Raw genomic sequence first — 22,470 nt, forward strand, 5'->3', positions numbered from 1 at the left:
TGGGTATAACTGACAGGCCCAGCTCTTGGCACTCAAAATGATAGCCTACTCCGCTGCTGCTCTTGCACCAAAATCCGCCGATGCACAGTGTCAAAAAGCACCGCAGCCGATGCGGCGAATGAACCTGAACGCCAGATTACCAGGCGCAGGCCCAAGTTTGCGTGGACGGCCCCACACGGCGAACACCAAATTTTATGGCAATGCCGGTGAACGATTGAACTACCAAACTGACCACGGATTCCGACGGCCTTGGCAATCACCAAAACTCGCCGGTTTTACTACAAAATCTGAGCCAAGGCCACTGGCACCAAACCACCCAAAAGGCACCACAACAATCCAGCTAACAGTGGTTAGATAGAGCGCTTCGATATTGCACAAACGTGACCTCTTCACTATTACACAATTTCGAATAACGCAAAGTCGGTAAAGCTCCATCAAAAACAACACCCTACCTCACCTTCTTCCCCGGCACCATGTAATCGCGCGGCTTCCACAAAACGCTCTTTCAATAACACTGTATAAAAAATGCTCTCACCAGCCGCGCAAAGAATGAGCCTCCCCTATTTCAGCCCAGTGAGTGATTTGTTGCTTGTCCCCATCCCAGAAGTATTTCAAGTGCGGCCCCTGCACTGGGATAGAAACAGATTTCGGTTTGAACGCGGCTATACACTCACTGCCCGGGTGCCGAACGCTGTTGTACAACAGTCCGTTTGATCCTTTGCTGCGCCAGCGGCTGGCAAACTTCTGGCTTAAGGCGTAATCATCCGCGTCGGGGTTATGCAGGTCTGCAAACTCTGGCCCTCGAATGTCGTGCATCTGCAATGCCACAGAACCCACGTAGGCTCGCATGGTGAGTTCGATGGAGTCTTCATTGGCGGCCGCCATTTCACGCTCTTTGTGAAATACGGTCTCTCGAATAGCGGCTTCAAGAGTGTTAGCGGCGTAATAGATCCCGAAATGCTTGTCAGAAAAGCGGCTCCCAAAACCAATATGCGTAAAGGACGCCATCACGGGTGTGCTGCCAGGCCCGACAACGCGATCGCCGGGCTGTATCAGTGCAATATCCCCTGCTTCGTCACGCAGCCGAGGGTTTGTCATGCCCTCTATCTCAAATGCCAGTTCAAATTCGTCCGGCTCGTAGATGCGCTCAAACAGGTCTATGGGCGGGTAATGGCTGGGGATGATTCGGTAGATATTCCACTCGGGAAGATGCAGCGAGGGGGTGGAGAACATTACCGCCCCCGTTTCGCATCGAAATACTGGCGGGTCATCATCAGGTTCATCATGGACCCTTGAACCATGAAATCCATGGCGGATTTCCCGCAAAACGGCACCTCCGATGTCTTTAGCCGGACCCTTCGATTAGCTCGCTCGTGGGTTGGGTACAAAACCTGAAGCGCTTTGTAGATACCCAGCATGTAACTGATGCGCTCCATTGTGTCGTTGGAGAGCTTGGTAGGATTGAGCTTTGAGTAGTTATAGAGCGTTGTTCGGGATGGGCCGCCAAGAAGCTTGCTTCGCTCTTCGGCATTACACCCCCACTCTTCTGTTACTCGGAAGAATCCCTTTAGCGCCACGCGACCTTTCTCGGCCTCGCGATCACCCTCTGCGTTTCTACGCTCAAGAACAGCTGTCATGGTGCACCTCTCGCTTTACTGTGTTCATATATGAACAATATAGCAAAACACGCACACTTTTAACACCTAAGGCTTTGCTTGATTTCAGGCTGCAAATTAGCCGTGTGTGGTCGGCAGAATTTATTGGATAATAGCTGTATTGTTGATGAGTAAATTCTGAACAACTGTGGAGCATCGCAAAATGGTTTCAGTGAAGTCGGTACACGGTTCCGCTCAACTGCTCCTTGATGTTGCTGGTGGCGTAACTCAGATTGTAGAAAAAATGCATTCCACTATTGCGAGGGAAGCGAACCCACTGAATCGGCTGCGCGACCTCGCCGGGGTACCTCCTGAAGAGCGACGACGCCGCACTTACCAAGTCATTCAGTCGACTACCTCGTTGCTGCAGCTGGGGCTGCACCAGTCGCTTAATAAGTTCTCAGTGCAAGAAGAGATCTTGCACTCATCACAAAGCGTGAAAGTTGCAGCTGCACTGAACGGAGTATGTGGGGATCATCTGGAAGCCAGCAATAATCCGCTGGCGATTGCCATGCATTTCCGAAATGCTCATGGCGATAAAGTGTCACCCGGTTCAGACAACGTTGCCACCATGGTTCCGGATGCCAGCTCACGAATTGTGGTTTTAGTTCACGGCTTGTGCCTCTCCCATGAGTACTGGAAAAGCCACGATGAAGGTAACCTGGGCACGGAATTGCAGCGTGCGCATGGCTTCACTCCTCTGTATCTCAATTACAATACGGGAAGGCACATTTCTAGTAATGGCAGGGAGTTAAGCAACCAACTTCAGGATCTGGTTGAAGCCTGGCCGGTTGAAGTTGAGGAGTTGGCGCTGATTGGTCACAGCATGGGTGGCCTGGTTATTCGCAGCGCCTCTTGGTACGGCAGCGAACTCAACCTGCCCTGGACGAGGCTATTGAAAAATGCGCTTTACCTTGGCTCACCTCACCATGGCTCTGCCGTCGCCAAAGCCGGAAACATGTTGACCTTCGTTATGAAGAAATTCCGCTACGCCAGTCCGTTTGCGTTGGGCCAGCACACCAGCGCGGGCATCAAAGACCTGCGACACGGTAATTTACTGGACGAGGATTGGGAGGGCATTAATCAGGATGACTTTCACCCAGATTATCGCAAGCCGGTTCCGCTGCAAGAAGGAACTCGGCACTATTTCATCGCCGCGACTATCGGCAAGCACGTGTCGACTTTTACCAGCATGATGGTGGGCGATCTCTTGGTTCGGCTGGATAGCGCCAAAGGGCATCATTCCGATGATTTGAAAAAGCTATCCATACGCCCGGAAGACTGCCGCGTGTTTGAAAACCTGAATCACCTGGATTTGCTCGACAACAAGGTTGTGCACGATCAGGTACTGGAATGGCTAGCCTGACGAGCAGGCTCTAGCCACCCTCTAGGCACCCCCTAGCTGCGCCCCTCTTCCATAATCAGCGCAACTAAATCCGCTGCCGGCAGTTCCCGCGCCAAAGGTGCGCCTTGGCCCGCCCAGTGCGCGGCGAACTCGTGGTTACCGAGCTTAGAACCTGCCGCATTGAGGCACTTGGCTGCGTCGTATGCCAATGGGTAATCCGCTGGCGGCGGGCTGTTTTTCTCCTCCCCGAACGAAATCAGCCGGTTGACGATTCCGCGCGCAGGCCTGCCAGACAGCACCTTCGTTAACCGTGTTTCCTTAGCTCTGCCGCTTTTCAGTGCTTCCCTATACGCTGTATTTGCCGAGGACTCGGGGCACAGAACAAACGCGGTACCAAACTGAGCTGCAGCCGCGCCTGATTCTAAAGCCGCGTTCATCCCGCGGCCGTCCATAATGCCGCCGGCTGCAATAATGGGCAGTGTGGTCTGGCCAGCCAGCAATCGCACAAGCACCATAGTACTTAGGCGCTCGTCTGTTGCATCGGGGTTAAACAGACCCCTATGGCCGCCTGCTTCAACTCCCTGTGCCACGATGGCATCAATGCCAGCCGTTTCAATTGTAGCCGCCTCAGCCGGGCACGTAGCCGTTGCCATGGTGTAGATACCCGCCTTTTGTAACGCAGCAATGTATTGTGCCGATGGAAGGCCGAAGTGAAAGCTGACAACTGCTGGTTTCAATTCGAGCAGCATTTTCAACGTTTCGTCGTCTTCAATAAAAGTAGTGTAGATTTCATCGAGCGAGCCCGGTGGTTCTATGCCAGCTTCTGCGAACAAAGGCGCGAGATACTGAACCCAAGCGGTCTCTGCCTCCGCATCACGGCGCGCAGGTTGGTGGCAGAACACATTCACGTTGAATGATCCGGTGGTGAGAGCCTGGGCCTGCTCAATCATATCCCGGGCCTGAGCGGTCGTGCTGGCGCCAATCCCCAATGAACCAAGCCCACCGGCATTAGTGACGGCGGCTGCCAGTTGAGGCGTGGCGACACCTGCCATCGGCGCTTGAATAATGGGGTGGCGAATGCCTAATTGCTCTAGTAATTTTTCACGCGAATTCATAGAAATTTTCCTTATAGGGCATTGTCCGGGAAAACAGGTGATAAACCTCATTTCGCGTTGCCTATGTTAACGCGCTCACGCTCAAATTTGGAGATTGAGGGCTGTAGGACTTTTTATCTTAACGGTCTAAACTAGGTGCATGAAGATTCCAAAGTACACCTCTCTGTTTCTCAGTGGGCTGATAGCCCCGTCCATCACAATGACAGCGTACGGCCAGCCTCCGGCCGATATCGTCGTTACATCACCCGTTATGGAGCGTGCCTTATATGAAACACCGGCTGCCATGTCGGTCGTTCAGCAAGAAGCTATTCATGAAGGCCAGCCCCGGTTAAAACTGGATGAGAGTCTGGGCCAGGTACCGGGCATTTTTTTGCAGAACCAGGAGAACTTCGCCCAAGGTGAGCGCATAGCCATACGGGGATTTGGAGCGCGGGCGCCTTTTGGGGTTCGTGGCGTTACAGTTATGGTTGATGGCATTCCATACACGCTGCCCGATGGTCAGGCACAACTGGACGCTATCGACCTAGATAGCGCCGAGCGTATCGAAGTGATCCGGGGGCCGGCCTCGGTTCTGTATGGTAACGCAGCAGGTGGAGTGATCAGCGTAACCACGGCAGATGGACGTCGTAAGCCCGAAGGCACATCGGTTCGCCTCACTGGCGGAAGCGATAGCTTTGGCAAGGTCTCAGTGAGCAATAGCCAGAACAACGGCCCCTGGTCACACAATATAAGCACTTCGGCCCTTAATTATGAGGGTTATCGTGACCAGGCTAAGGTTGAAAAATATCTGCTCAATACCAAGATGCGCCGGGAGTTTGATAATGACCGGTCAGTGACCGCAATTATTAACCTGCTGCAAAATCCACGCTCGGAGGACCCGGGTGCGCTTACCGCCGAGCAGGTCGAAGCAGACAGATCTCAGGCCGGCAAGTTCACCGAGAAGTTTGATACTGGGCAAACCGTCAATCAGCAAGTGCTTGGGCTGCAATATCAGGATCTTTCTGCGGGGCCGGGGGAGCTTCGCGTAAAAACGTTCTACATGCGCCGGAATTTCGAGCAGCAGCTGCCCTACCCTGGTGACAGCCGTATCGATTACGATCGCGACTATTTTGGGGCGAGAGCCGATTATCGTCAGGCTCTTGAACTTGCCGGGCTGCCATTTCGTTATGTGGCGGGAGTGGAGGCACGAGAGCAGCGGGATGACCGAATTCGTACCAATATGTTTACCGGAGACCTGGAAGGCCTCGTAGCCGACGAATTGCAAACAGCAACTGCCCTGAGCACGTTTGCCCAGGGCGATCTGAGCCTTAATGAACAGCTAACCCTGTCTCTTGGCGTCCGTTTTGATCGGGTTCGGATGAAGATTGACGATGACTACCCACGGGATGACGACCCAAGTGGGAGCCAATCGTTCAATGAATGGAGCGGATCTGCGGGATTAAGCTATCGCTACCTGACATCTCATCAGGCGTACGCGAATATCAGTACCGCCTTCGAAACGCCGACCTTCTCAGAGTTTGCTAACCCATCAAGAGTCGGGGGCCTCAATCCAGACGTTGAACCGCAGAAATCACTCAATCATGAGTTAGGGCTGCGTGGGGAGTTCAGCAACGGCATCGATTATGATTTAACGCTGTTCTGGATTGATGTTCGTGATGAACTGATTCCCTATAAGAAGGAGGATGAGGATGAGGATGATCGGACATTCTACCGCAACGCCGGAGATACCACCCGCAAGGGCTTCGAAGCAGCAGTCGGTTGGTTGTTGACCCCAGGCTGGCGTGTAGACAGTGCACTGACTCTGGCCAGCTATGAGTTTGATACCTACCGTCTGGATCATGGTAACGATGGCAACAGGTTACCCGGCCTGCCGGAGCAAACCTGGAGTAACCGTCTGCAATGGCATGGTCTTGGTGGAACCTTCGCCACTCTGGAAAGCCATTATGTCGGCAGTATGGTCGCCGACGATGCCAATGATACAAAAGTTGACGACTACTGGCTGGTGAACCTGCGCGCTGGAAACACGTTATATGCCGGACAAAACCTGCTTCTGAAAGGTTTTGCTGGCATCCGCAATCTGACCGACAGGAATCATTTTGCCAACGTGCGTATCAACGCCAAAGATGATCGTTACTTTGAGCCTGCCGCCGGCCGTACCTGGTACGCCGGGGTCGAGTTCACTTTCTGAAACCCGAACCCTGCGTAGCGGGTTCAGCTCAAGGTAGCTTGTAGGCAATCACATAGTCGCCGAATGTGGTCCCAATCGAACCATGGCCACCGGCGACGAGAACCACCATCTGCTCTCCTTTACTATTCAGGTACGTCATAGGCGTTGCCTGACCACCCGCTGGAAGGCGTTCCTCCCATATCTGCTCACCTGTCGTTAAATTATAAGCTCGCAGGTAGTTATCAACGGACGCTGCCAGAAACGCGACACCGCCCCCTGTGATGATCGGCCCCCCTATGCCCGGCACACCCATTTCAATGGGTAATGGCAGCGGGGTCATATCGTAAACCGTGCCATTTTTTTGCTTCCAAACGATTTCCCCGGTGCGGAGGTCGGCACCCGCCACGTAACCCCAGGGAGGCTGCTGGCACGGAATACCCAACGGTGACAGGAAGGGTTTCATTTCAACGGCGTAAGGTGCACCCGCGTTTTCGTTAACGCCCTGTTCACCCTGATTGGTTTTGCCAAGTTCGGCACCTTCCTTAAGAACCAATTTGGAGGTAAATGCCAAATAAAGCGGCATTCCAAACATCACCTGGCGTTCAGGATCAACAGCAATCCCACCCCAGTTAAAGACCCCAAAATTACCCGGATACACAATAGAGCCTTGCTCTGAGGGCGGCGTGTATTGCCCTTCATAGCGCAGTGAGCGGAACTTGATGCGACAGATCATTTGATCCACCACACTTGCACCCCACATGTCCGCTTCGGTCAATTCGGGAGGCCGGAAGTTAAGACCGGAAACCGGCTGCATCTCGGCGGCGTAATCTCCCTCGATGGTGCCCTGGGGCGCTTTCTGCTCGGTAATCGGAATGATTGGCTCACCCGTTTCCCGGTTCAGAACATAGACATCACCCTGTTTGGTCGGAACCACGAGTGCAGGCTCTTTGCCTTTTTCGGTGTTCAGATCCACAAGGCTAGGCTGCGCCGGAGTATCCATATCCCACAGATCGTGATGAACAAATTGCTGCACCCAAGCTACCTGCCCGGTCTCTAAGCTTAAAGCCACCACAGATGAAGCAAATTTTTCGTCGTTTTCAGACCGGTACATGCCCAGCTGATCCGGTACCCGGTTGCCCATGGGGAAATAGATCAGCCCAAGCTCTTCATCCGCACTTGCGACTGCCCAACTGTTGGGAGAGCTTTTGCTGTAGGTTTCGTCCTCACCAATGGGGTCTGTGTTTTCAGGATGGCCAGGATCCCAGTTCCATTTCAGCTCTCCGGTTTTGACGTCGTAGGCGCGAATCACGCCCGAGGGCGAGTCAATATCGTAGTTATCGTTAACAGCGCCTGCGACCACGACCAACCCATTGGCAACCACGGGCGGCGACGTTGAATAATAAAAACCGTCCTGTTTGAACGGCATGTTATGCATCAAGTCGAGCGAGCCATCTTCGGCAAAATCACTGCAACGCGCACCTGTTTCGGGGTCAACCGCTAGTAATCGCGCATCGGATGTTGGCATGAACAGTTGGGCATCACACTGAACACTGGCAAGGTCCTCTGCGGGCTCATTGGCTACCTTAACGTTTATCGCGTTTGCGTCGCCTTCAGATGGAGGCAGATACGACACCCCTCGGCACGTCTGGTGTTGCCGCTGGCTTTCCATCGGCACTTTTGCATTGTAAACCCACTGCTCTTCGCCGGTATCTGCATTAAGTGCCACCAGCCAGTTATGCGGTGTGCACAGGAACAGGCTGTTACCCACTTTTATAGGCGTTGCTTCGTAGGTAATCTCGCCGACATCATCAGGGCCCTGTAAATCTCCCGTTTGATATTCCCAGGCTTTCTCGAGATTGCCGGCGTTCTCGGGGGTAATCTGATCCAAGGGCGAATAACGCTGCCCCAGGTTACTTCGGCCGTAGGCATGCCAGCTCTCATCTGAAATATCGCCCATTTCGGGATCTACAGATACGATGTCCTGATTAAGCACCCCATCGATTCGATGCTGGTCAAAGGCAAGGCTCGATACCGTGATGACACCGACCACAACCCATACCGGGAAAAGGGCCATAACGCCTCCCTTCTGAGAAGCCGGGCCAGGAAACAATAGCGGTATAGCAAGCAATAGAAATAGACCTAACCGTGTAGCCAGCGGCCACCAGTCAAGCCCAGACTCCCACAGTGCCCAGGCAGCGGTACCTGCCAGAAACACGGCATAAACCCAGCGGGCAACCGGCCTGCGGCCTTTAACAGAAACCCCGGCCACAATCAGTGCTATGCCCGCAATCGTGTAATACAGGCTGCCTCCAAGCGAGACAAGCCAAAGGCCACCACCAAGTAAAACCACACCGAGTAGTAGTAAAAGAATCGCGAAGACAATCATCTATTAAGCTCCATCTGTTCAGTTAAACCGATTCAACAGGCCGCACACGAAAACCCTGTTTCGGAAAATGCACATGCACAAGCCCTACTTCCTGGGTTTCCCGGGCAATAATGGTCTCGTTCTTATCGGTATAAACCAGCGTTCCGATCACTGGGTCGCGGCCATAATCATCTGGCGCAATTGTTACTTGCTGGTCCAACTGAGCTTTGTCTTCGGTGTGTGGCAGTGCCCTCGGCTGAGCATTTCGGGCTCGCGTGGCCGCGTCACTGGCGCTCAGGTTTTCCGGCTTGCCATGCCCAAATGCCTTCATTCGTGCCAGCCAGGCACCCACCTTCGGATAGCCTTGCAACCAGGGTTTCTCCGCCAGATCTGCAACAAACCACAGCCCGTGGTAAGCGGAAAAATCTGCAACACAAGGTGTCGGGCCGAAAAGAAAATCATTACTAAGGCGCTGTTCCATGTCGACAATGTGCGCCATAACTTTTTCTTTCGCTGCAGCGCCCCGCAAAGCTTTGACTCTCGACTTCCGCCCCATATTAATGCGGTCTTTAAGAAATCTAAGCGTGTTCATCAGGGATGTCTCACGAATCAGCTTGCGCAGCATGCGCCCGTCGCTGGCCGAGATGACACAGGCTAGAAAGATTTCTAGATCTGTTTCCCGAACAAACGCCTGCACCTCTTCAGACTGCTCTTCCAGTATCAGTTCTGGCTTGCCTGCCAAGCGGGCGATTTCTGCTGCAATAGCGCGCGTGTCGCAGAAAATATCCGCACCAAGCTGTGCAACGGGGACTTTGCGATAACCACCCGTTAGCACGTTCAATTCTGGCCGGGGCGGCATTTCACGAACAATAACGGAGCACCACGGCAAATTGGCGTACCCGAGCATTGCGCGGATTTTCTCGGAGAAAGGCGATAACGCGTAATTGTAAAGAATCAGGTCGGGCATTCGGAACATGTCCTTGTTTCAAAGAATTAAGTGTAACGCATAATAGTGCGGGTGCTGGCGGTTGTATCAGGCGGAGAAGGCCAGCCAGCGCGGGGTTTTAAACAGAGTCTTTGACAAACCGCTAATAACAGACAAAGGTTCAGGGGTATAGCATGGTCGAAAGCCAAGGAGTGTTTGGCTCCTAAATCGGATACACCGTGGGATTTTCGCGATGACCTTTGCACGTATTGCCGGCACTGGCTCTTACCTGCCAGAGAATATTGTTACGAACAAAGACCTTGAAAAAATGGTTGATACCACGGATTCGTGGATCCGTGAGCGCACCGGCATTGAGCAACGACACATTGCCGTCGAGGGCCAAACCACCGTAGATCTTGCAGAACAAGCCGCTCTAAATGCCTTAAAAGCGGCTGGCATAGATGCTCGCGAGATTGATCTTATTATTTTTGCCACCTCCACTCCAGATAAGATTTTCCCGAGTTCTGCCTGCATTCTGCAAGCGCGGCTAGGCATTCATGGCTGCCCTGCTTTCGATATCCAAGCTGTGTGCAGCGGCTTTGTTTACGCTCTTTCGGTCGCCGACAAATTTATAAAAACCGGAGCCAGTAAAAAGGTGCTGGTTATTGGCGCTGAAGTGTTCTCCCGAATTATCAACTGGTCGGATCGTGGCACTTGTGTGCTGTTCGGGGATGGCGCCGGCGCTGTGATTCTGGAAGCGCATGAAGAAACCGGTATTCTTTCAACGCACATTCACGCAGACGGTCAGTACGAAAAACTGCTGCACGTACCCTGTGGTATCGCCGATGGGTTTGAGCGCGTTAAGGCCGGTGAAGCCTTTGTGGAGATGAAAGGTCACGAAGTGTTCAAGGTTGCGGTAAACACCCTGGGTAAAATCGTGGATGAAACGCTCGAAGCCAATCAGATGGAGAAGTCCGATATCGACTGGCTGGTCCCTCACCAGGCAAACCTCCGTATTATTTCGGCTACTGCAAAAAAGCTGAACATGTCTATGGACCAGGTTGTGGTGACCGTTAACAAGCACGGCAACACCTCTGCGGCGTCCATTCCTCTGGCACTCGATGTTGCGGTAAGAGACGGGCGCATTAAACGTAACGACGTTGTACTTCTTGAAGCCTTTGGCGGTGGTTTTACCTGGGGTTCGGCGCTGTTGCGCTATTGATTAGAGTTATTCCAGAACTTATCTCTGTGGACTGATTGCGTTGCTGCACTTGGGTATATTTCTTTGTGAGAGTCGGATACACTGTGTTTTTATACAGTAAAGCAGACAATCACTGCGAGGAATGACCATGGCGGTACAAGCAGTCTATTTTTCCGATAGGGACGGCCTGGATATGGCATTAAAAAATCCTGAGACCATGCTTTTCACATCAAAAGCAGACGCCGATGCCCGGGATAAAGTACTGGAACTAGCGGAAGAAATTCAGGGTTACCTGGCTCGGAAAGTTGAAGGCCTAGGCGACGATATGGCCGAAAAGTGCGCCATGGCCATCGCCGAGGACAAAGATCTGTTCCAGAAAGCCCTGAAAAAGCCGGAGCTTTTGAACGCTGCTCAGGAATAGCCTACGCAGCTATGCCACATACCCTTGTCAAACCGCTCCTGATTTCCCCCGGGCAGTATTCTGTGCAGCCATAACCACTGGTTTTGGACTAACTGTGCAACATTGGGCTGGCGCTCAATAATGGCTTCAATACGCTCCCGGGGGGCGTCAATTAGTACGGTGAGTCGAAGCGCTTCATGGCGCCAGTATGTGCCATCGTGTACGGACTGCAGCGGCAGGCCAATACGCAGATCTGTTCCGTTCCCTTCTATAACGCCCAAGTTGCCACCAACCACTGAGTGCAGCAGCTTGTTGCCGGCACCGTAAACGCCGGGCGCAGTAACCGAGGCGAAATACTGAAGGTTGATCCAGTTCGCCACCATCATGGGGGCCGACATCAACGCTTCCAGAACCTGCCCTTGCGCATCTTGTTCTGGATCGTAGTCGTGCAGGAACACTCTGCCCGAAAGATCCTTACCTCGGGTTAGATCCCGTTTGGCGAAAATAATCGCCGCATTATTTGCAAGCCCCCATTCTGGACGGACTTCTGACCAGTCCAGCGCCCGCTGCCTTAGTGCGGCCAGCAGTTCTTTGTCATCTAAGCCGTTCAGTTTGAGGGGCGTTGCTCTCTCCTTTCTCGCCTCACGCCCGGCAATCAAGAAAGAGGCCTCCAGATCCGCCAGCAACGCCTGATGGGAATCCGGAACCTGCTCCCGCCCGAACAGCGTAACTTCATCCGTTACGGTGCAGTGTTCGGCTGCAACAGCAAAGGTTGCGCCCGGTACATGAATGCCCTCTTCTGCGAGCCCTTCGCGCACCTGTAACTCGTTGAACAGTGAAGCCGCCAGCCTCGCGTTCACTCCGCCACTCTGGCCACCACAGGCGCCGCAAGCCATGCCCGCATGATTGGGGTTGTTGTCTGTTTGCGTGCCGTGGCCAACAAATACCAGCAACGGCGCGAAATCACAGGTCAGCGACATGCCCTTCAGGAAACCAGCGACCAGTTTGACCTTCTCTGGTATCGCTAGAGGATCACCGTCCAGATGATGCACCAACTTGCCATCCATCGAGCCCGCACCGCTGGGCTTAGGGGGCCTTTTCTGGTGAAGGCTGTCTTTTAGTAACTTCCAAGCCCACGCCAGGCCAGTTGTTTCGACCAGTGTGAAAGTTGAAAGGCTGCTGTATTTGGCTTTGCGCACGGATTCGCGGGTTATCTCACGCTGATCCAGCGCGCGGTTCAGTGCGGTATCGCCTTCAGAACTGCCTTGGGTATCAACAAGCCTATAGGCAGGTGCGAGCAGCCCGGGTAGCCGTTGAACTTCCGAAAACGGGCCATGGCTCTGATGCGAGATTGGCAAGCCAAAAAATCCGGCAAAACCGAGCGTGCAAATGCGCGGGTTGTGGTTTTCCAGGTGACGCCTCATGACTTCGGAGCGCACATCGATGCAGAAAACGGCCTGAATATCAGCGTCAAAATTAAGAGCGCCATCAAGGTCACCATTCAAGGCTCTACAGAGAGACTTCTGGTAGCCAATCTCATACGCACGTTGCCAAACCCAAAGCAGTTCGCCGTTTTGGCTGGTTGTGGCGGGGTTCCGGCGAATGTGCGCCCAAGCCTCAGCTCTTGCGCCTATTTGTTCTGCAGAGGCGCACTCCATACCTACAGCTTCCCAAACCAGTAAAATGGATAGCAACGATTCACAGGTATCAGACGCCTCACCCGCAAGACCTGCCCGCCAGTCGACACCGCTGCTCCACGAGGCCCAGCCGAGCACACGCATCAGCAAACTATGACAAAGTGCTTCCAGCTCATTTGAATTCAGGTTCAGCCGTTTTACGGCCTTCTCCATAGCTTTCAGCCGGTCGTTAGGCAACGCTTTAAGTTTTTCACGGGCTCCGGAAATCCCCGTCCTATAGTTCAATGATAGGTCTTGTCGCGCCGCTTCAAGCCAGAACTCGAACAAACCACCCTGCCCGTCCTGGCTTCCCGCCGAAGACCACCTGGCCTGGCGACGGTCAAAATAAGCGCCACACAGCCTGCCGATTTCTTCACATACCGCATCGGCGGTTTTAAGGCCTTCCGAGTTGACCGGAAATACATCCAGAATGGAGTGGTAGGAATATTCATCAGGTTGCTCTTTTTTCTTCAGTGCATCAAAAAGTGGCTGTAGCTCAGACTGCACGCCGCTTTCTTCCAGACTGATCTTCAAATCCGAGTCTGAAATTCTCCCGCCTTCCCAGGCCTCGCGGTAAAAAGCTATCGGCATGAGGATGGAGAACCCCGCCCTATGCTCCAACAGGCGCTCAGCGCTTTTTATAGGTTGATCACGAAGGCCCCAAAAAGGGTTTACTGCAATCCACCGATCCAACGGCCAGATGGGTGCTATCAACCCACAGGCGCGGGTAACAGTGCTCTGCCATGCATGTATATCCATCATGATCTCTTCTCCATAGTAAACGGATGATGGGGAATTCTTTTCAGCATGCCGGGAGCATTTATGGCTTCAGACGCTAGGTGGCGGGTAACCCGATCAAACATCAGCTCAAGGTAAAGCCCCTTACTGAAGTGCCTCCAGAGATTTCTGGAGAGCTTGCTCTGACCACCGTGCAGGATCAGCGCCGAAATGCTTACCAGCACGATCATCAGTGCCAATGCTAAGCCGTATGCAACAGCAGGGATCTCGAAGTTTGCGTGCTCCGGTACTGCCGGCCCGACTAAGGCGTGCAGTACGCCGTAGGCGGGAACCAGCAAGAGGGCCATGGATGCGATACGCACTTTTGATATCACACTCGCGCCGGCAGGCACGGCGATAACAGCACTTGCAACGGCCAGCACCAGTAAGGCACCAAACACCAGGTTGCCTTCCACCAGGCCGGGAACCAGCAAGAGAATGACGGCTGAGAGACCACCGGTTAACAGCGCCCAGAGAAACCCCACCGGGGAACGTTGTTGGGCGAAAATACCAACCGCAGAGGCTTTAACGGTTCGGCCAGAGGCAAGAAACGAATGCGCTTTGTAAAGCGAGTGCGCCAGCAGGTGTAGAAGCGCCAATGTGTAGGCGCCCATGCCTATTTCAAAAAGCATGAAGCCCATTTGTGCGCAGGTAGACCATGCCAGTGCGTGCTTAACAGAATACTGGGTCATCATGGTGAGCACCGCGATAACCGCAGTGAGCCCACCAATGGTCAGCAGAATAAGATGCCCGGCAGTGAACCCATCAAACACCGGAAACAGCCTTAACCAGAGAAACCCACCCAGGTTGATCACACCGGCATGCAGCAGCGCAGACACCGGAGTCGGCGCCTCCATAACCCGTAACAGCCAACCGTGAAACGGCATCTGGGCACACTTAAGAATCGCGGCCAGCGCCAGTGCAACAGACGCAAGTGTTAGTGCTATTGAGGAGGAAGGTGCCGCATTCTGTGCCTGAATCATCTCCGGCAAGTAGAAGGTGCCATGATGGATATACAGAAGGAGCACACCGCCCACAACGAGAGCGTCCCCGGCACGGCTTACAATGAATTTCTGCACCGCCGCCATTCGCGCCTGCGGTCTTTCTGGGTAAAGGGTTAACAGGTGGTGCAGTGAAATGCTCACACCCACCCATGCGCCGGCAAGTACCAGCAGGTTATTGGTCATAACCAGAACCAGCACGCAGGCGATGGTAAGGAGAAACCAAGGCAAGAAGCGCTCACGCCCAGGATCGCCACGCAAGTAACGCTCCGAGAAACGCAAAATGACCCAGGCGACAAAACCCACCATCAAAGCCATCCACGCGGCAACTCCGGCGGGGTAAAGGCCCAACCAACGGCCTGCTAAAGCCATTGAACTAGTGGTGACACTACTCTGAACGTCAACCAGCAACAAAGCGGCAATCAGACATGTCGCAGCCATCGAAAACACCAGCAGTTTTTCTGCCAGATGCCAGCAATGATTCTGCTTAAGCGGGTTACGAGTCCAGGCACTGAAACCTGCAAGTGCAAGCAGGGACGCCGGAACCACCAACCAAGCCAGCAATACCAGTGTTGATAAAAACAAAGTGAGATCGTGCATCGGGTCTTTCTCCTGATTTCCCTGTGCTGACACGCATACTCTGCAGAGATTAGACTGATATAAAAAATGGTTTATACTGAACCTTCTGTTCTCTTTTTAAGAACGATTAAAAGAGCCCGAACATGAAGCTTAACTATCATCACCTGTACTATTTCTGGATGGTTGCCCGAACCGGCCACCTGACCCGTGCAGCGAATACCCTGCATATTTCGCAATCAGCGTTGTCCGGGCAGATACGAAAGCTGGAAGCCGGCCTTGGGCACGATCTGTTTATCCGTGAGGGGCGCCGCCTCAAGCTATCCGAGGCGGGCAGAATGGCGTTTTCCTACGCGGAAGAAATATTTCGCCAAGGCGAAGAACTTGCGGCTGTGTTTGCCTCCGGCGCGCAGGTAAACCGGGAGGTGCTGCGTATCGGTGCCGTGGCAACTTTGTCCAGAAATTTTCAGGAAGCTTTTCTTCACCCGCTACTGGGCCGGGAAAATCTTGAATTCAGCCTACAAAGTAGTGACATTAACGAGTTGCTTAGGCGGCTGTCTGCCCACAGGCTAGATCTGATTCTTTCCAATCAGCCCGTGCGCGGTGACGAGGCAAACCCTTGGCGCTCCAAGCTCATCTCAAAACAGCCCGTAAGCATCATTGGGCCGCCGGAATCCGGCCAGAAAGTCACCTTCCCAGATTTCCTCGAAGGGCGTAGCTTGATCGTTCCTGGCGCCGATAATAATATCCGGCAAGCCTTTGATCAGCTGTGTGAGTACCACAAGGTACGCCCCAGGCTAGTAGCCGAAGTGGATGATATGGCCATGATGCGATTGCTAGCGCGGGATTCAGGGCACTTTGCCGTTTTACCTCCGGTGGTGGTGCGAGATGAGCTCAGAAACGGTGATCTTATTGATTACGGAGCCCTGCCCGGAGTCTACGAGGAGTTCTATGCCATCAGCATACGGCGTAAGTTTGAAAGCCCTGCTTTGCGGGAGCTGCTTTCACAGCCGGTTGAGGACTTTATGATGCGGCCCTGAGTTGATCATTCTGACCAGTCACTCTGGCGTAAACAGCCATGACTCAGGTGGCAGCGGAGACGTATAGTGAACAAGTCGTCATTAATATAATAAGGTCGGACCACAAAGTATGACTCAGCAAAACAGCAGTGCGCAGCCCTCGATCGTCATAATCGGAACAGGATTTGGCGGCATAGGTATGGCAATCCAGCTAAAGGAAGCCGGCTTCGGAAACGTCACTTTGCTGGAAAAAGCCGGGCGCGTTGGCGGCACGTGGCGAGACAACACCTACCCTGGCGCTGCCTGCGATGTGCAGTCGCACTTTTACTCCTATTCTTTCGAGCCAAAGCACGATTGGTCCCGCAAGTTCGGGCTGCAGCACGAACTCCTCGGCTACATGGAACACTGCGTTGAGAAATATGGACTCGCGGAGCAAATCCGTTTTAACTGTGAAGTGGCTGAAGCGGTGTTCGACGATGCCCGCAACCTTTGGACACTAACGCTTGCCAACGGTGAAACGCTGGAAGCGCAAATGGTCATCACGGCAACTGGGCAACTGAACCAGCCGGCCTGGCCCAACATTGAGGGCATGGGTGATTTTGAAGGCGCTGCCTTTCACTCGGCACGCTGGAACCATGATTACGACCTGAAGGATAAGCGCGTTGCTGTAATTGGTACCGGAGCAAGCGCTATTCAGTTTGTGCCCGAGATTGCCGGTAAGGTGAAATCCCTCACGCTGTTTCAACGCTCAGCCGCTTGGGTTCTGCCGAAACCAGACCGTCCCTTTAAACGTTGGGAGCAAACCCTGTTCAAAGCCATTCCAGCGTGGGATAGGCTTTATCGTTACATGATCTACTGGAAGAACGAAAGCCGGGGCCTAGCCTTCACTCGTTTCAGTGGCCTCCTGGACATTTTTGCCCGGCAAGCTAAAACCGAAGCTCGCAAACACGTAACCGATCCGGAAAAACTCAAACACATCATTCCGGATTATCAGATTGGCTGTAAGCGGATTCTGATTTCCAACGACTGGTACCCAGCCATAAACCGCTCAAACGTGGATTTGGTTTCGGACCCGATTGAAAAAATCGACAGCAAAGGCGTTCAGACACGTTCTGGCAAGCACTATCCCGTTGACGCCATTATCTTTGGTACTGGCTTTCGTGCTTCTGAGTTTTTGTCACCCATGCGTGTAATTGGGCGCGAAGGCTTAACGTTGAACGAGGCTTGGAAGGATGGCGCCGCTGCCTTCAAAGGGATTACCGTCTCCGGCTTCCCCAACCTGTTTATACTCTATGGCCCCAATACCAACCTGGCGCACAACTCAATTCTCTACATGCTGGAATCGCAATTCCAATATGTGCTCGGCTGCCTGAACGCGCTGAAAAAGCACCCTGGCGCCGCCATGGATGTTCGCAAAGAACGCTTGGAACGTTACTCCAGTGAGGTTCAGGAGGGGCTTGAAGGCAGCGTGTGGAGCTCTGGGTGCTCATCTTGGTACCTCGATGCCAACGGCAAAAACACCCTTAACTGGCCTGGTTTTACCTTCTCCTATCGCTTTTCCACACGCGACGTGGATACAGCGGACTATCAGTTCCTCGAACCTGCCGGGTAATTCCCTAAGTTCTGCTCTTTGACCAACCACAGGGTTTGCATCCAGCATAAATTCATAGGATGATTGGATGATCAGGTAAACGGATGATAGGTCAATGCTGCAAAGAATTCAGAAAGGCTCTCTGGTGGAAACCGCCATAGAAAGCCTGAGACACGCCATTGAAAAAGAACAGTGGTTGGTGGGCGACAAGCTACCGGTGGAATCGGAGCTCTCAGAAGCCCTGGGGGTAAGCCGCAACACCGTACGCGAAGCCGTGCGAGTACTCGCCCACGTAGGGATGTTGGAAACCCGGCAGGGAGACGGCACCTATGTAAGAGCCACACGCGATGCGGGTGAAACCCTCAAGCGCATCGCCCGAACCCAGTTAAAGGACCAACTGGAGGTGCGAATTATGTTGGAAACCGAAGCAGCAAAGCTGGCGGCGCAACGGCGCACCGAGCAAGATCTTCGCACCATGACCGCGGCACTGGATGCGAGAGGCAAAGCGGATGCAGACCTCGCGACGCGTATTCGTCACGATGAGTCCTTTCACCATGCGCTGGTGGCCGCGTCTCATAACTCGGCGCTTGCGGAGCTTTACGATTACTTCTCTCACGCCATTACCCAAACCATTGAACGCACGGAAAGCGACGCAGACTTGCCGGAGCCCTCGCAGGAGGATCACGAACTGCTGCTGGCGGCAATCCGCCGCCAAGATTCAGTTAAAGCCGAAAAGCTTGCCCAAGATCTCCTTGCTCCCAGCCTTAAGGCACTTCGGAAGCGAGGTTCGTAACTATGAAGTTCAGGCCAGACATTTTTACCCTTTTGCTACTTGGCGCAATTGCCCTGGCTTCCTTTATGCCAGCTACCGGCGCTGCCGGAGACTTGTTGGCAACGGCCGGAACGGTAGCCGTCGCCCTACTCTTCTTCTTCCACGGTGCAGCGCTGTCGCGGGAGCAGATCGTTGCCGGTGCATCCCACTGGCGGTTGCATATATTGATCACCTCGCTCACGTTCGGTTTCTTCCCGCTTGTTGTCATTCCTATTAACGGTCTAAGCAATTTTGCACCATCCTGGATGCCTGCCGATCTGGGGCTTGGCTTCCTGTACCTGGGAGTATTGCCTTCCGCGGTATCCTCGTCCATTGCCTATACCGCCATGGCGCGGGGCAACGTACCTGCGGCGATCTGCAGTGCCGCCGCATCTAATGTGTTTGGCATGATGTTGACCCCCTTCTTGCTGTTACTGCTTGTCAGCTCAGCCGGTAGCGGGGATTTTGCAGTGGGCGAAGCCCTGAAAGACATTGTTTTGCAGCTGCTGTTGCCGTTTGCGATGGGCCACGCCATGCGCCCTATTTTGGGAGGCTACCTGGCGCGCAATGAAAGCCTTATGGCGCGATACGATAAATGTGTTATTTGGCTGATCGTGTATTCCGCCTTCTCGCATTCGGTAGAAAGCGGTCTCTGGCAAAACCTGCCGGTAAAAGCCATTGTTCTTACGATACTGCTATGCATCGGGCTTTTGGCATTGTTTATGTTTTTTGCGAGGTTTCTGGTGCGACGTTTCGGGTTCAGTCTGGAAGATGAAGCAGCGGTTGTCTTCTGTGGCTCTAAAAAGAGCCTAGCCTCCGGGTTGCCCATGGCAAAAGTGTTGTTTTCTGGGCACCCAGGGTTTGGCATGATCGTTTTGCCGATCATGTGTTACAACCAAACTCAAATAATTCTCGGTGCTATTCTGGCTCAGAAGTATCGCGATAAAATCGCTGAATCCAAATCCGCGGCAGAAGAAGAGCCAGAAGCACAGTGAGGGGACGATATACGATGGTAGGAATGGGTGGCTTTAGCCGCCACCCATTCCGCCGAATAGAGTGGCGAGTACCACCAATCCGATAATCCAACCGATCACTGCCGGCCAAAAACTCACTATTTGCGGAGGCTCTGAATCCGGATTCTCCTCGGCCACATCTGGCTCCGGATAGCCACGTTCATCCTCTTGAGCCAATACATCCTGAAGGCTTTGCCAATCAAACCACTCACCCAAAAAGGCAACAACCGGTGGTGGAAAGCTGCCGTTTTCGGCCATGGGCCGGAGCTGTGGCTCTAGTTGTCGCCCAATTTCTTGGCGCAGAGGTATTTCATCCGCCGGTGGCTCACACAGTATGGCCTTCCATATACCCGCATCCCGGCTTCTGCCGGAATCGTTCAGCAGCGCCCTGACCTGAATCATTACCTCACGGACAACCTGACCCTCTGAGGCGTCTAGCTCCCGATCAATTTCACTGTCATTCATACCAGGCTTACTCCCACCCTATAGATTCATTACGTTTTTGAGAGACAAATGGCGTGTAGTCAAATACGATAGTGAAAAATACAAGAAACTACGGCTTCGCCCTTCAACTCGGCAGATTATAGAACGACAACCATGTGCGTTACGAATCTCAAAGATCACATGTTATTGCCCTCAGCGCGCTGCTCGACCAGTTCTGCAGCGACAGCGCTGCTGGTTTCTCTGTTGTTAAGCCCAGCACTAGCCGCTGCACAGCCTCTTTCCGACGATTCCGAAGAAATCGGCTTCTATGGATTCAGCGACGAGATACCGGAGGTGCTGACAACAACCCGGCTACGCCAGCCTAAAACACGAGTCCCCGGAACCACCACCGTAATCGATGGCGAGATGATCCGCGATTTGGGCATTATGAGCTTGGTTGAGGTCTTCCGCTTGGTTCCAGGCATGGTCGTGGCTGAGGTTGGCAGCAACACGCCGGTCACAACCTATCACGGCACAGTGCACTATGAACAACGGCGCATGCAGGTTTTGGTTGATGGCCGTACAGCACACCGCGCCACCCTTTCTGATATGGACTGGCAAACCATGCCGGTCCCCATGGAAATCATTGAAAGAATCGAAGTAAGCCGAGGGCCAAACTCAGCTGCCTATGGCATGAATGCCTTCCTGGGAACAATCAACATCATTACCCGCAACCCTGCAGACACCGCCGGTGCAGAGGTTCGAGTTGTTCGAGGCTCCAGAAACTACATCCGCACCTTTGCTTCAGTAGGCAATGCCAGTGAAGGTTACGACTGGCGACTGGCTTATGAGAAGCGAAAATTTGGCGGGTTTGACTACGTACCTGATGGGGATGAGCGCGTACCCTTTCATGACGGCCACAATATCAACTCGTTTAATTATTCTTCCCGCTTAAAAGTAAATTCCGGGTTCAATGCTGATATTCGAGTCGGTGTCGTTGATGGATTGAATGAACAAGACACTGACAGAAGCGGAGAGTTTGGTGCCACCGGGCATCCAGACATCGATCTCCGGGATTATTACTTGCAAACACAGCTCAACTTTACGACTTCAGAAAAGCACTTCTTTCACATCCAAGCGAGCTTTAGTAACTATAATCGCAGGCAGAGCTGGTCTATTGAGTTACCAGAAACTGCGGTTGACTGCCTGGCAAATGGTGATCTGCTATATCTAAAGGCGAACAGAGGGCTGTGCTTCCCCGAGAACCCGCCCCCAGGGGGGATTCCACTAACCGCTGACATTAACTCTGACGCTGAAGACTCCCGGTTAGAGTTAGAGCTTCAAGATACCCTTTTATTTAATGATGATCTGAAGCTGGTCACAGGCCTGGGCTTCCGCAAGGACACCTACCGCTCTGAAACTTTCTTTAACGGTCGAGGTAACATTTACCAGTCACGAGTGTTCGGTAATCTGGAATACACCCCAATCAGCTGGCTTACCGTGAACGGTGGCGGCAACTGGGAGCGCACAACAACCACCGATGAAGGCTATTTCTCACCCCGTGTTGCTGCAAACTTCACTCTGAGCAACAACCATGCACTCAGGTTTGTCTACTCAAAAGCAGTACGTACACCTGACGGGTTTGAGCAAAGCCCGGATTATGGATATACACTAAGGAATGTCGAGCCTGCCAAGCATGCCGAGTATGAAGGGTACCGCGTCAACAGTACCGATGTTTGGAAGCATACATCCTATGTGACACTAGGGAAAACACTCAAAGAAGAAACCATAACTTCAAGAGAAATCAGTTACTTTGGTCTGTTTCCTATGGATGTAGGTCACCTGTCTCTAGAAGTTCGTTTATTTAAAGATAGACTCCGGGATATGGTCAGTGGTGTCATCCAGTTTAAGGACTGGACCATTGATAACAACGTAGGTCTCGACCAAGAGGGCGTTGAGATTGAGGCTACTCTTGAATTCCCCGGAACCACGCTCAGGGCAAGTTATGGCTACCTCGATCAGGATGGTTGGTACACCGGCCCTGTCATTCGTGATGAAAATGGCAACCTCGATAGCAACCGACAACAATATACCGTTGACTTGCTTGGCCGCATGTCAGCAAGGCATTCGGGTAGCCTGGCATTCATCCAGGATCTGCCATTTGGCATTAGGGGTTCTACAGCATACTACTGGGCAGATAAGTTTCGAAACTCGCGGTTTGAGCGCATCGATTTCCGCTTGGCAAAACGAATTTATCAGCCGCGCTATTCAGCAGAACTCGCTCTGACCATGCAGCACTACATAAATGAAGAGCCGGATATGAGCCGTGCCAACAATATTGCAGATCAAAACCAACTCTTCGTTGAAGCGGGCATCCGCTTCTGATCACTACTCAGGGAATGTTTCTGGC

17 protein-coding genes are annotated in these 22,470 nt (G+C 53.1%); 9 read left to right on the top strand and 8 right to left on the bottom strand.

Annotated elements, in window-relative coordinates:
• Positions 1 to 531: 531 nt before the first annotated feature.
• Together CPH80_RS05575 and CPH80_RS05580 are read right to left on the bottom strand one after the other, a co-directional pair.
• Positions 532 to 1,233: an RES family NAD+ phosphorylase gene (locus CPH80_RS05575; RefSeq protein WP_096275985.1), complete on the bottom strand. Its 702-nt coding sequence runs from the start codon at positions 1,231 to 1,233 to the stop codon at positions 532 to 534.
• Positions 1,233 to 1,637: an antitoxin Xre-like helix-turn-helix domain-containing protein gene (locus CPH80_RS05580; RefSeq protein ID WP_096275986.1), complete on the bottom strand. Its 405-nt coding sequence runs from the start codon at positions 1,635 to 1,637 to the stop codon at positions 1,233 to 1,235. Before CPH80_RS05580 ends, CPH80_RS05575 begins: the two co-directional genes overlap by 1 nt.
• A 181-nt stretch (positions 1,638 to 1,818) precedes the next feature.
• Here CPH80_RS05580 and CPH80_RS05585 point away from each other — a divergent pair, with 181 nt between their 5' ends.
• Positions 1,819 to 3,021: an esterase/lipase family protein gene (locus tag CPH80_RS05585; RefSeq protein ID WP_096275987.1), complete on the top strand. Its 1,203-nt coding sequence runs from the start codon at positions 1,819 to 1,821 to the stop codon at positions 3,019 to 3,021.
• A gap of 32 nt (positions 3,022 to 3,053) precedes the next feature.
• Here the strand turns inward: CPH80_RS05585 and CPH80_RS05590 are convergent, their stop codons facing one another.
• On the bottom strand, positions 3,054 to 4,115 hold the full coding sequence (locus tag CPH80_RS05590; RefSeq protein ID WP_096275988.1) for an NAD(P)H-dependent flavin oxidoreductase: 1,062 nt from the start codon (positions 4,113 to 4,115) through the stop codon (positions 3,054 to 3,056).
• Between the two features lie 139 nt (positions 4,116 to 4,254).
• Between CPH80_RS05590 and CPH80_RS05595 the strand changes: the two genes are divergently transcribed.
• On the top strand, positions 4,255 to 6,303 hold the full coding sequence (locus CPH80_RS05595; protein ID WP_096275989.1) for a TonB-dependent receptor family protein: 2,049 nt from the start codon (positions 4,255 to 4,257) through the stop codon (positions 6,301 to 6,303).
• 28 nt (positions 6,304 to 6,331) lie between these two features.
• Here the strand turns inward: CPH80_RS05595 and CPH80_RS05600 are convergent, their stop codons facing one another.
• Both CPH80_RS05600 and CPH80_RS05605 read right to left on the bottom strand, forming a co-directional pair.
• A complete protein-coding gene (locus tag CPH80_RS05600; RefSeq protein WP_096275990.1) occupies positions 6,332 to 8,668 on the bottom strand; it encodes a membrane-bound PQQ-dependent dehydrogenase, glucose/quinate/shikimate family in 2,337 nt (778 codons plus the stop codon).
• Positions 8,669 to 8,690: 22 nt separating this feature from the next.
• Positions 8,691 to 9,614 carry a glutathione S-transferase family protein gene (locus tag CPH80_RS05605; protein ID WP_096275991.1) on the bottom strand — a complete coding sequence of 308 codons (924 nt, stop codon included), beginning with the start codon at positions 9,612 to 9,614 and terminating at the stop codon, positions 8,691 to 8,693.
• 211 nt (positions 9,615 to 9,825) lie between these two features.
• Between CPH80_RS05605 and CPH80_RS05610 the strand changes: the two genes are divergently transcribed.
• Together CPH80_RS05610 and CPH80_RS05615 are read left to right on the top strand one after the other, a co-directional pair.
• Positions 9,826 to 10,794: a beta-ketoacyl-ACP synthase III gene (locus tag CPH80_RS05610; protein ID WP_096275992.1), complete on the top strand. Its 969-nt coding sequence runs from the start codon at positions 9,826 to 9,828 to the stop codon at positions 10,792 to 10,794.
• Positions 10,795 to 10,921: 127 nt separating this feature from the next.
• Positions 10,922 to 11,194 carry a YebG family protein gene (locus tag CPH80_RS05615; protein WP_096275993.1) on the top strand — a complete coding sequence of 91 codons (273 nt, stop codon included), beginning with the start codon at positions 10,922 to 10,924 and terminating at the stop codon, positions 11,192 to 11,194.
• Here the strand turns inward: CPH80_RS05615 and CPH80_RS05620 are convergent.
• Positions 11,185 to 13,611: a YbcC family protein gene (locus tag CPH80_RS05620; RefSeq protein WP_096275994.1), complete on the bottom strand. Its 2,427-nt coding sequence runs from the start codon at positions 13,609 to 13,611 to the stop codon at positions 11,185 to 11,187. The genes CPH80_RS05615 and CPH80_RS05620 overlap by 10 nt on opposite strands.
• Positions 13,608 to 15,227, bottom strand: a complete 1,620-nt coding sequence (locus CPH80_RS05625; RefSeq protein WP_096275995.1) for an NADH-quinone oxidoreductase subunit L — start codon at positions 15,225 to 15,227, stop codon at positions 13,608 to 13,610. The genes CPH80_RS05620 and CPH80_RS05625 overlap by 4 nt, the downstream gene beginning before the upstream one ends.
• 122 nt (positions 15,228 to 15,349) lie before the next feature.
• Between CPH80_RS05625 and CPH80_RS05630 the strand changes: the two genes are divergently transcribed.
• The 4 genes from CPH80_RS05630 (at position 15,350) to CPH80_RS05645 (ending at position 19,619) form a co-directional block, all read left to right on the top strand.
• Positions 15,350 to 16,243, top strand: a complete 894-nt coding sequence (locus CPH80_RS05630) for a LysR family transcriptional regulator (RefSeq protein ID WP_096275996.1) — start codon at positions 15,350 to 15,352, stop codon at positions 16,241 to 16,243.
• Between the two features lie 109 nt (positions 16,244 to 16,352).
• Entirely contained in the window at positions 16,353 to 17,834 is a 1,482-nt protein-coding gene (locus CPH80_RS05635; RefSeq protein ID WP_096275997.1) for a flavin-containing monooxygenase, read from the top strand.
• Positions 17,835 to 17,928: 94 nt separating this feature from the next.
• Positions 17,929 to 18,606: a FadR/GntR family transcriptional regulator gene (locus CPH80_RS05640; RefSeq protein ID WP_096275998.1), complete on the top strand. Its 678-nt coding sequence runs from the start codon at positions 17,929 to 17,931 to the stop codon at positions 18,604 to 18,606.
• A 2-nt stretch (positions 18,607 to 18,608) separates the two neighbouring features.
• Positions 18,609 to 19,619, top strand: a complete 1,011-nt coding sequence (locus CPH80_RS05645) for a bile acid:sodium symporter family protein (RefSeq protein ID WP_096275999.1) — start codon at positions 18,609 to 18,611, stop codon at positions 19,617 to 19,619.
• 33 nt (positions 19,620 to 19,652) lie between these two features.
• On the opposite strand, the gene CPH80_RS05650 is transcribed toward CPH80_RS05645, so the two are convergent.
• The gene (locus CPH80_RS05650) at positions 19,653 to 20,102 is read right to left on the bottom strand and encodes a hypothetical protein (protein WP_096276000.1); all 450 of its coding nucleotides are present in this window, start codon (positions 20,100 to 20,102) and stop codon (positions 19,653 to 19,655) included.
• Positions 20,103 to 20,234: 132 nt separating this feature from the next.
• Here CPH80_RS05650 and CPH80_RS05655 point away from each other — a divergent pair, with 132 nt between their 5' ends.
• Positions 20,235 to 22,445: a TonB-dependent receptor plug domain-containing protein gene (locus CPH80_RS05655; RefSeq protein WP_096276001.1), complete on the top strand. Its 2,211-nt coding sequence runs from the start codon at positions 20,235 to 20,237 to the stop codon at positions 22,443 to 22,445.
• The last annotated feature ends 25 nt before the right edge of the window (positions 22,446 to 22,470 follow it).

It is taken from the genome of Marinobacter sp. LV10R510-11A (assembly GCF_900215155.1).
In the GTDB taxonomy this organism is placed as follows: domain Bacteria; phylum Pseudomonadota; class Gammaproteobacteria; order Pseudomonadales; family Oleiphilaceae; genus Marinobacter.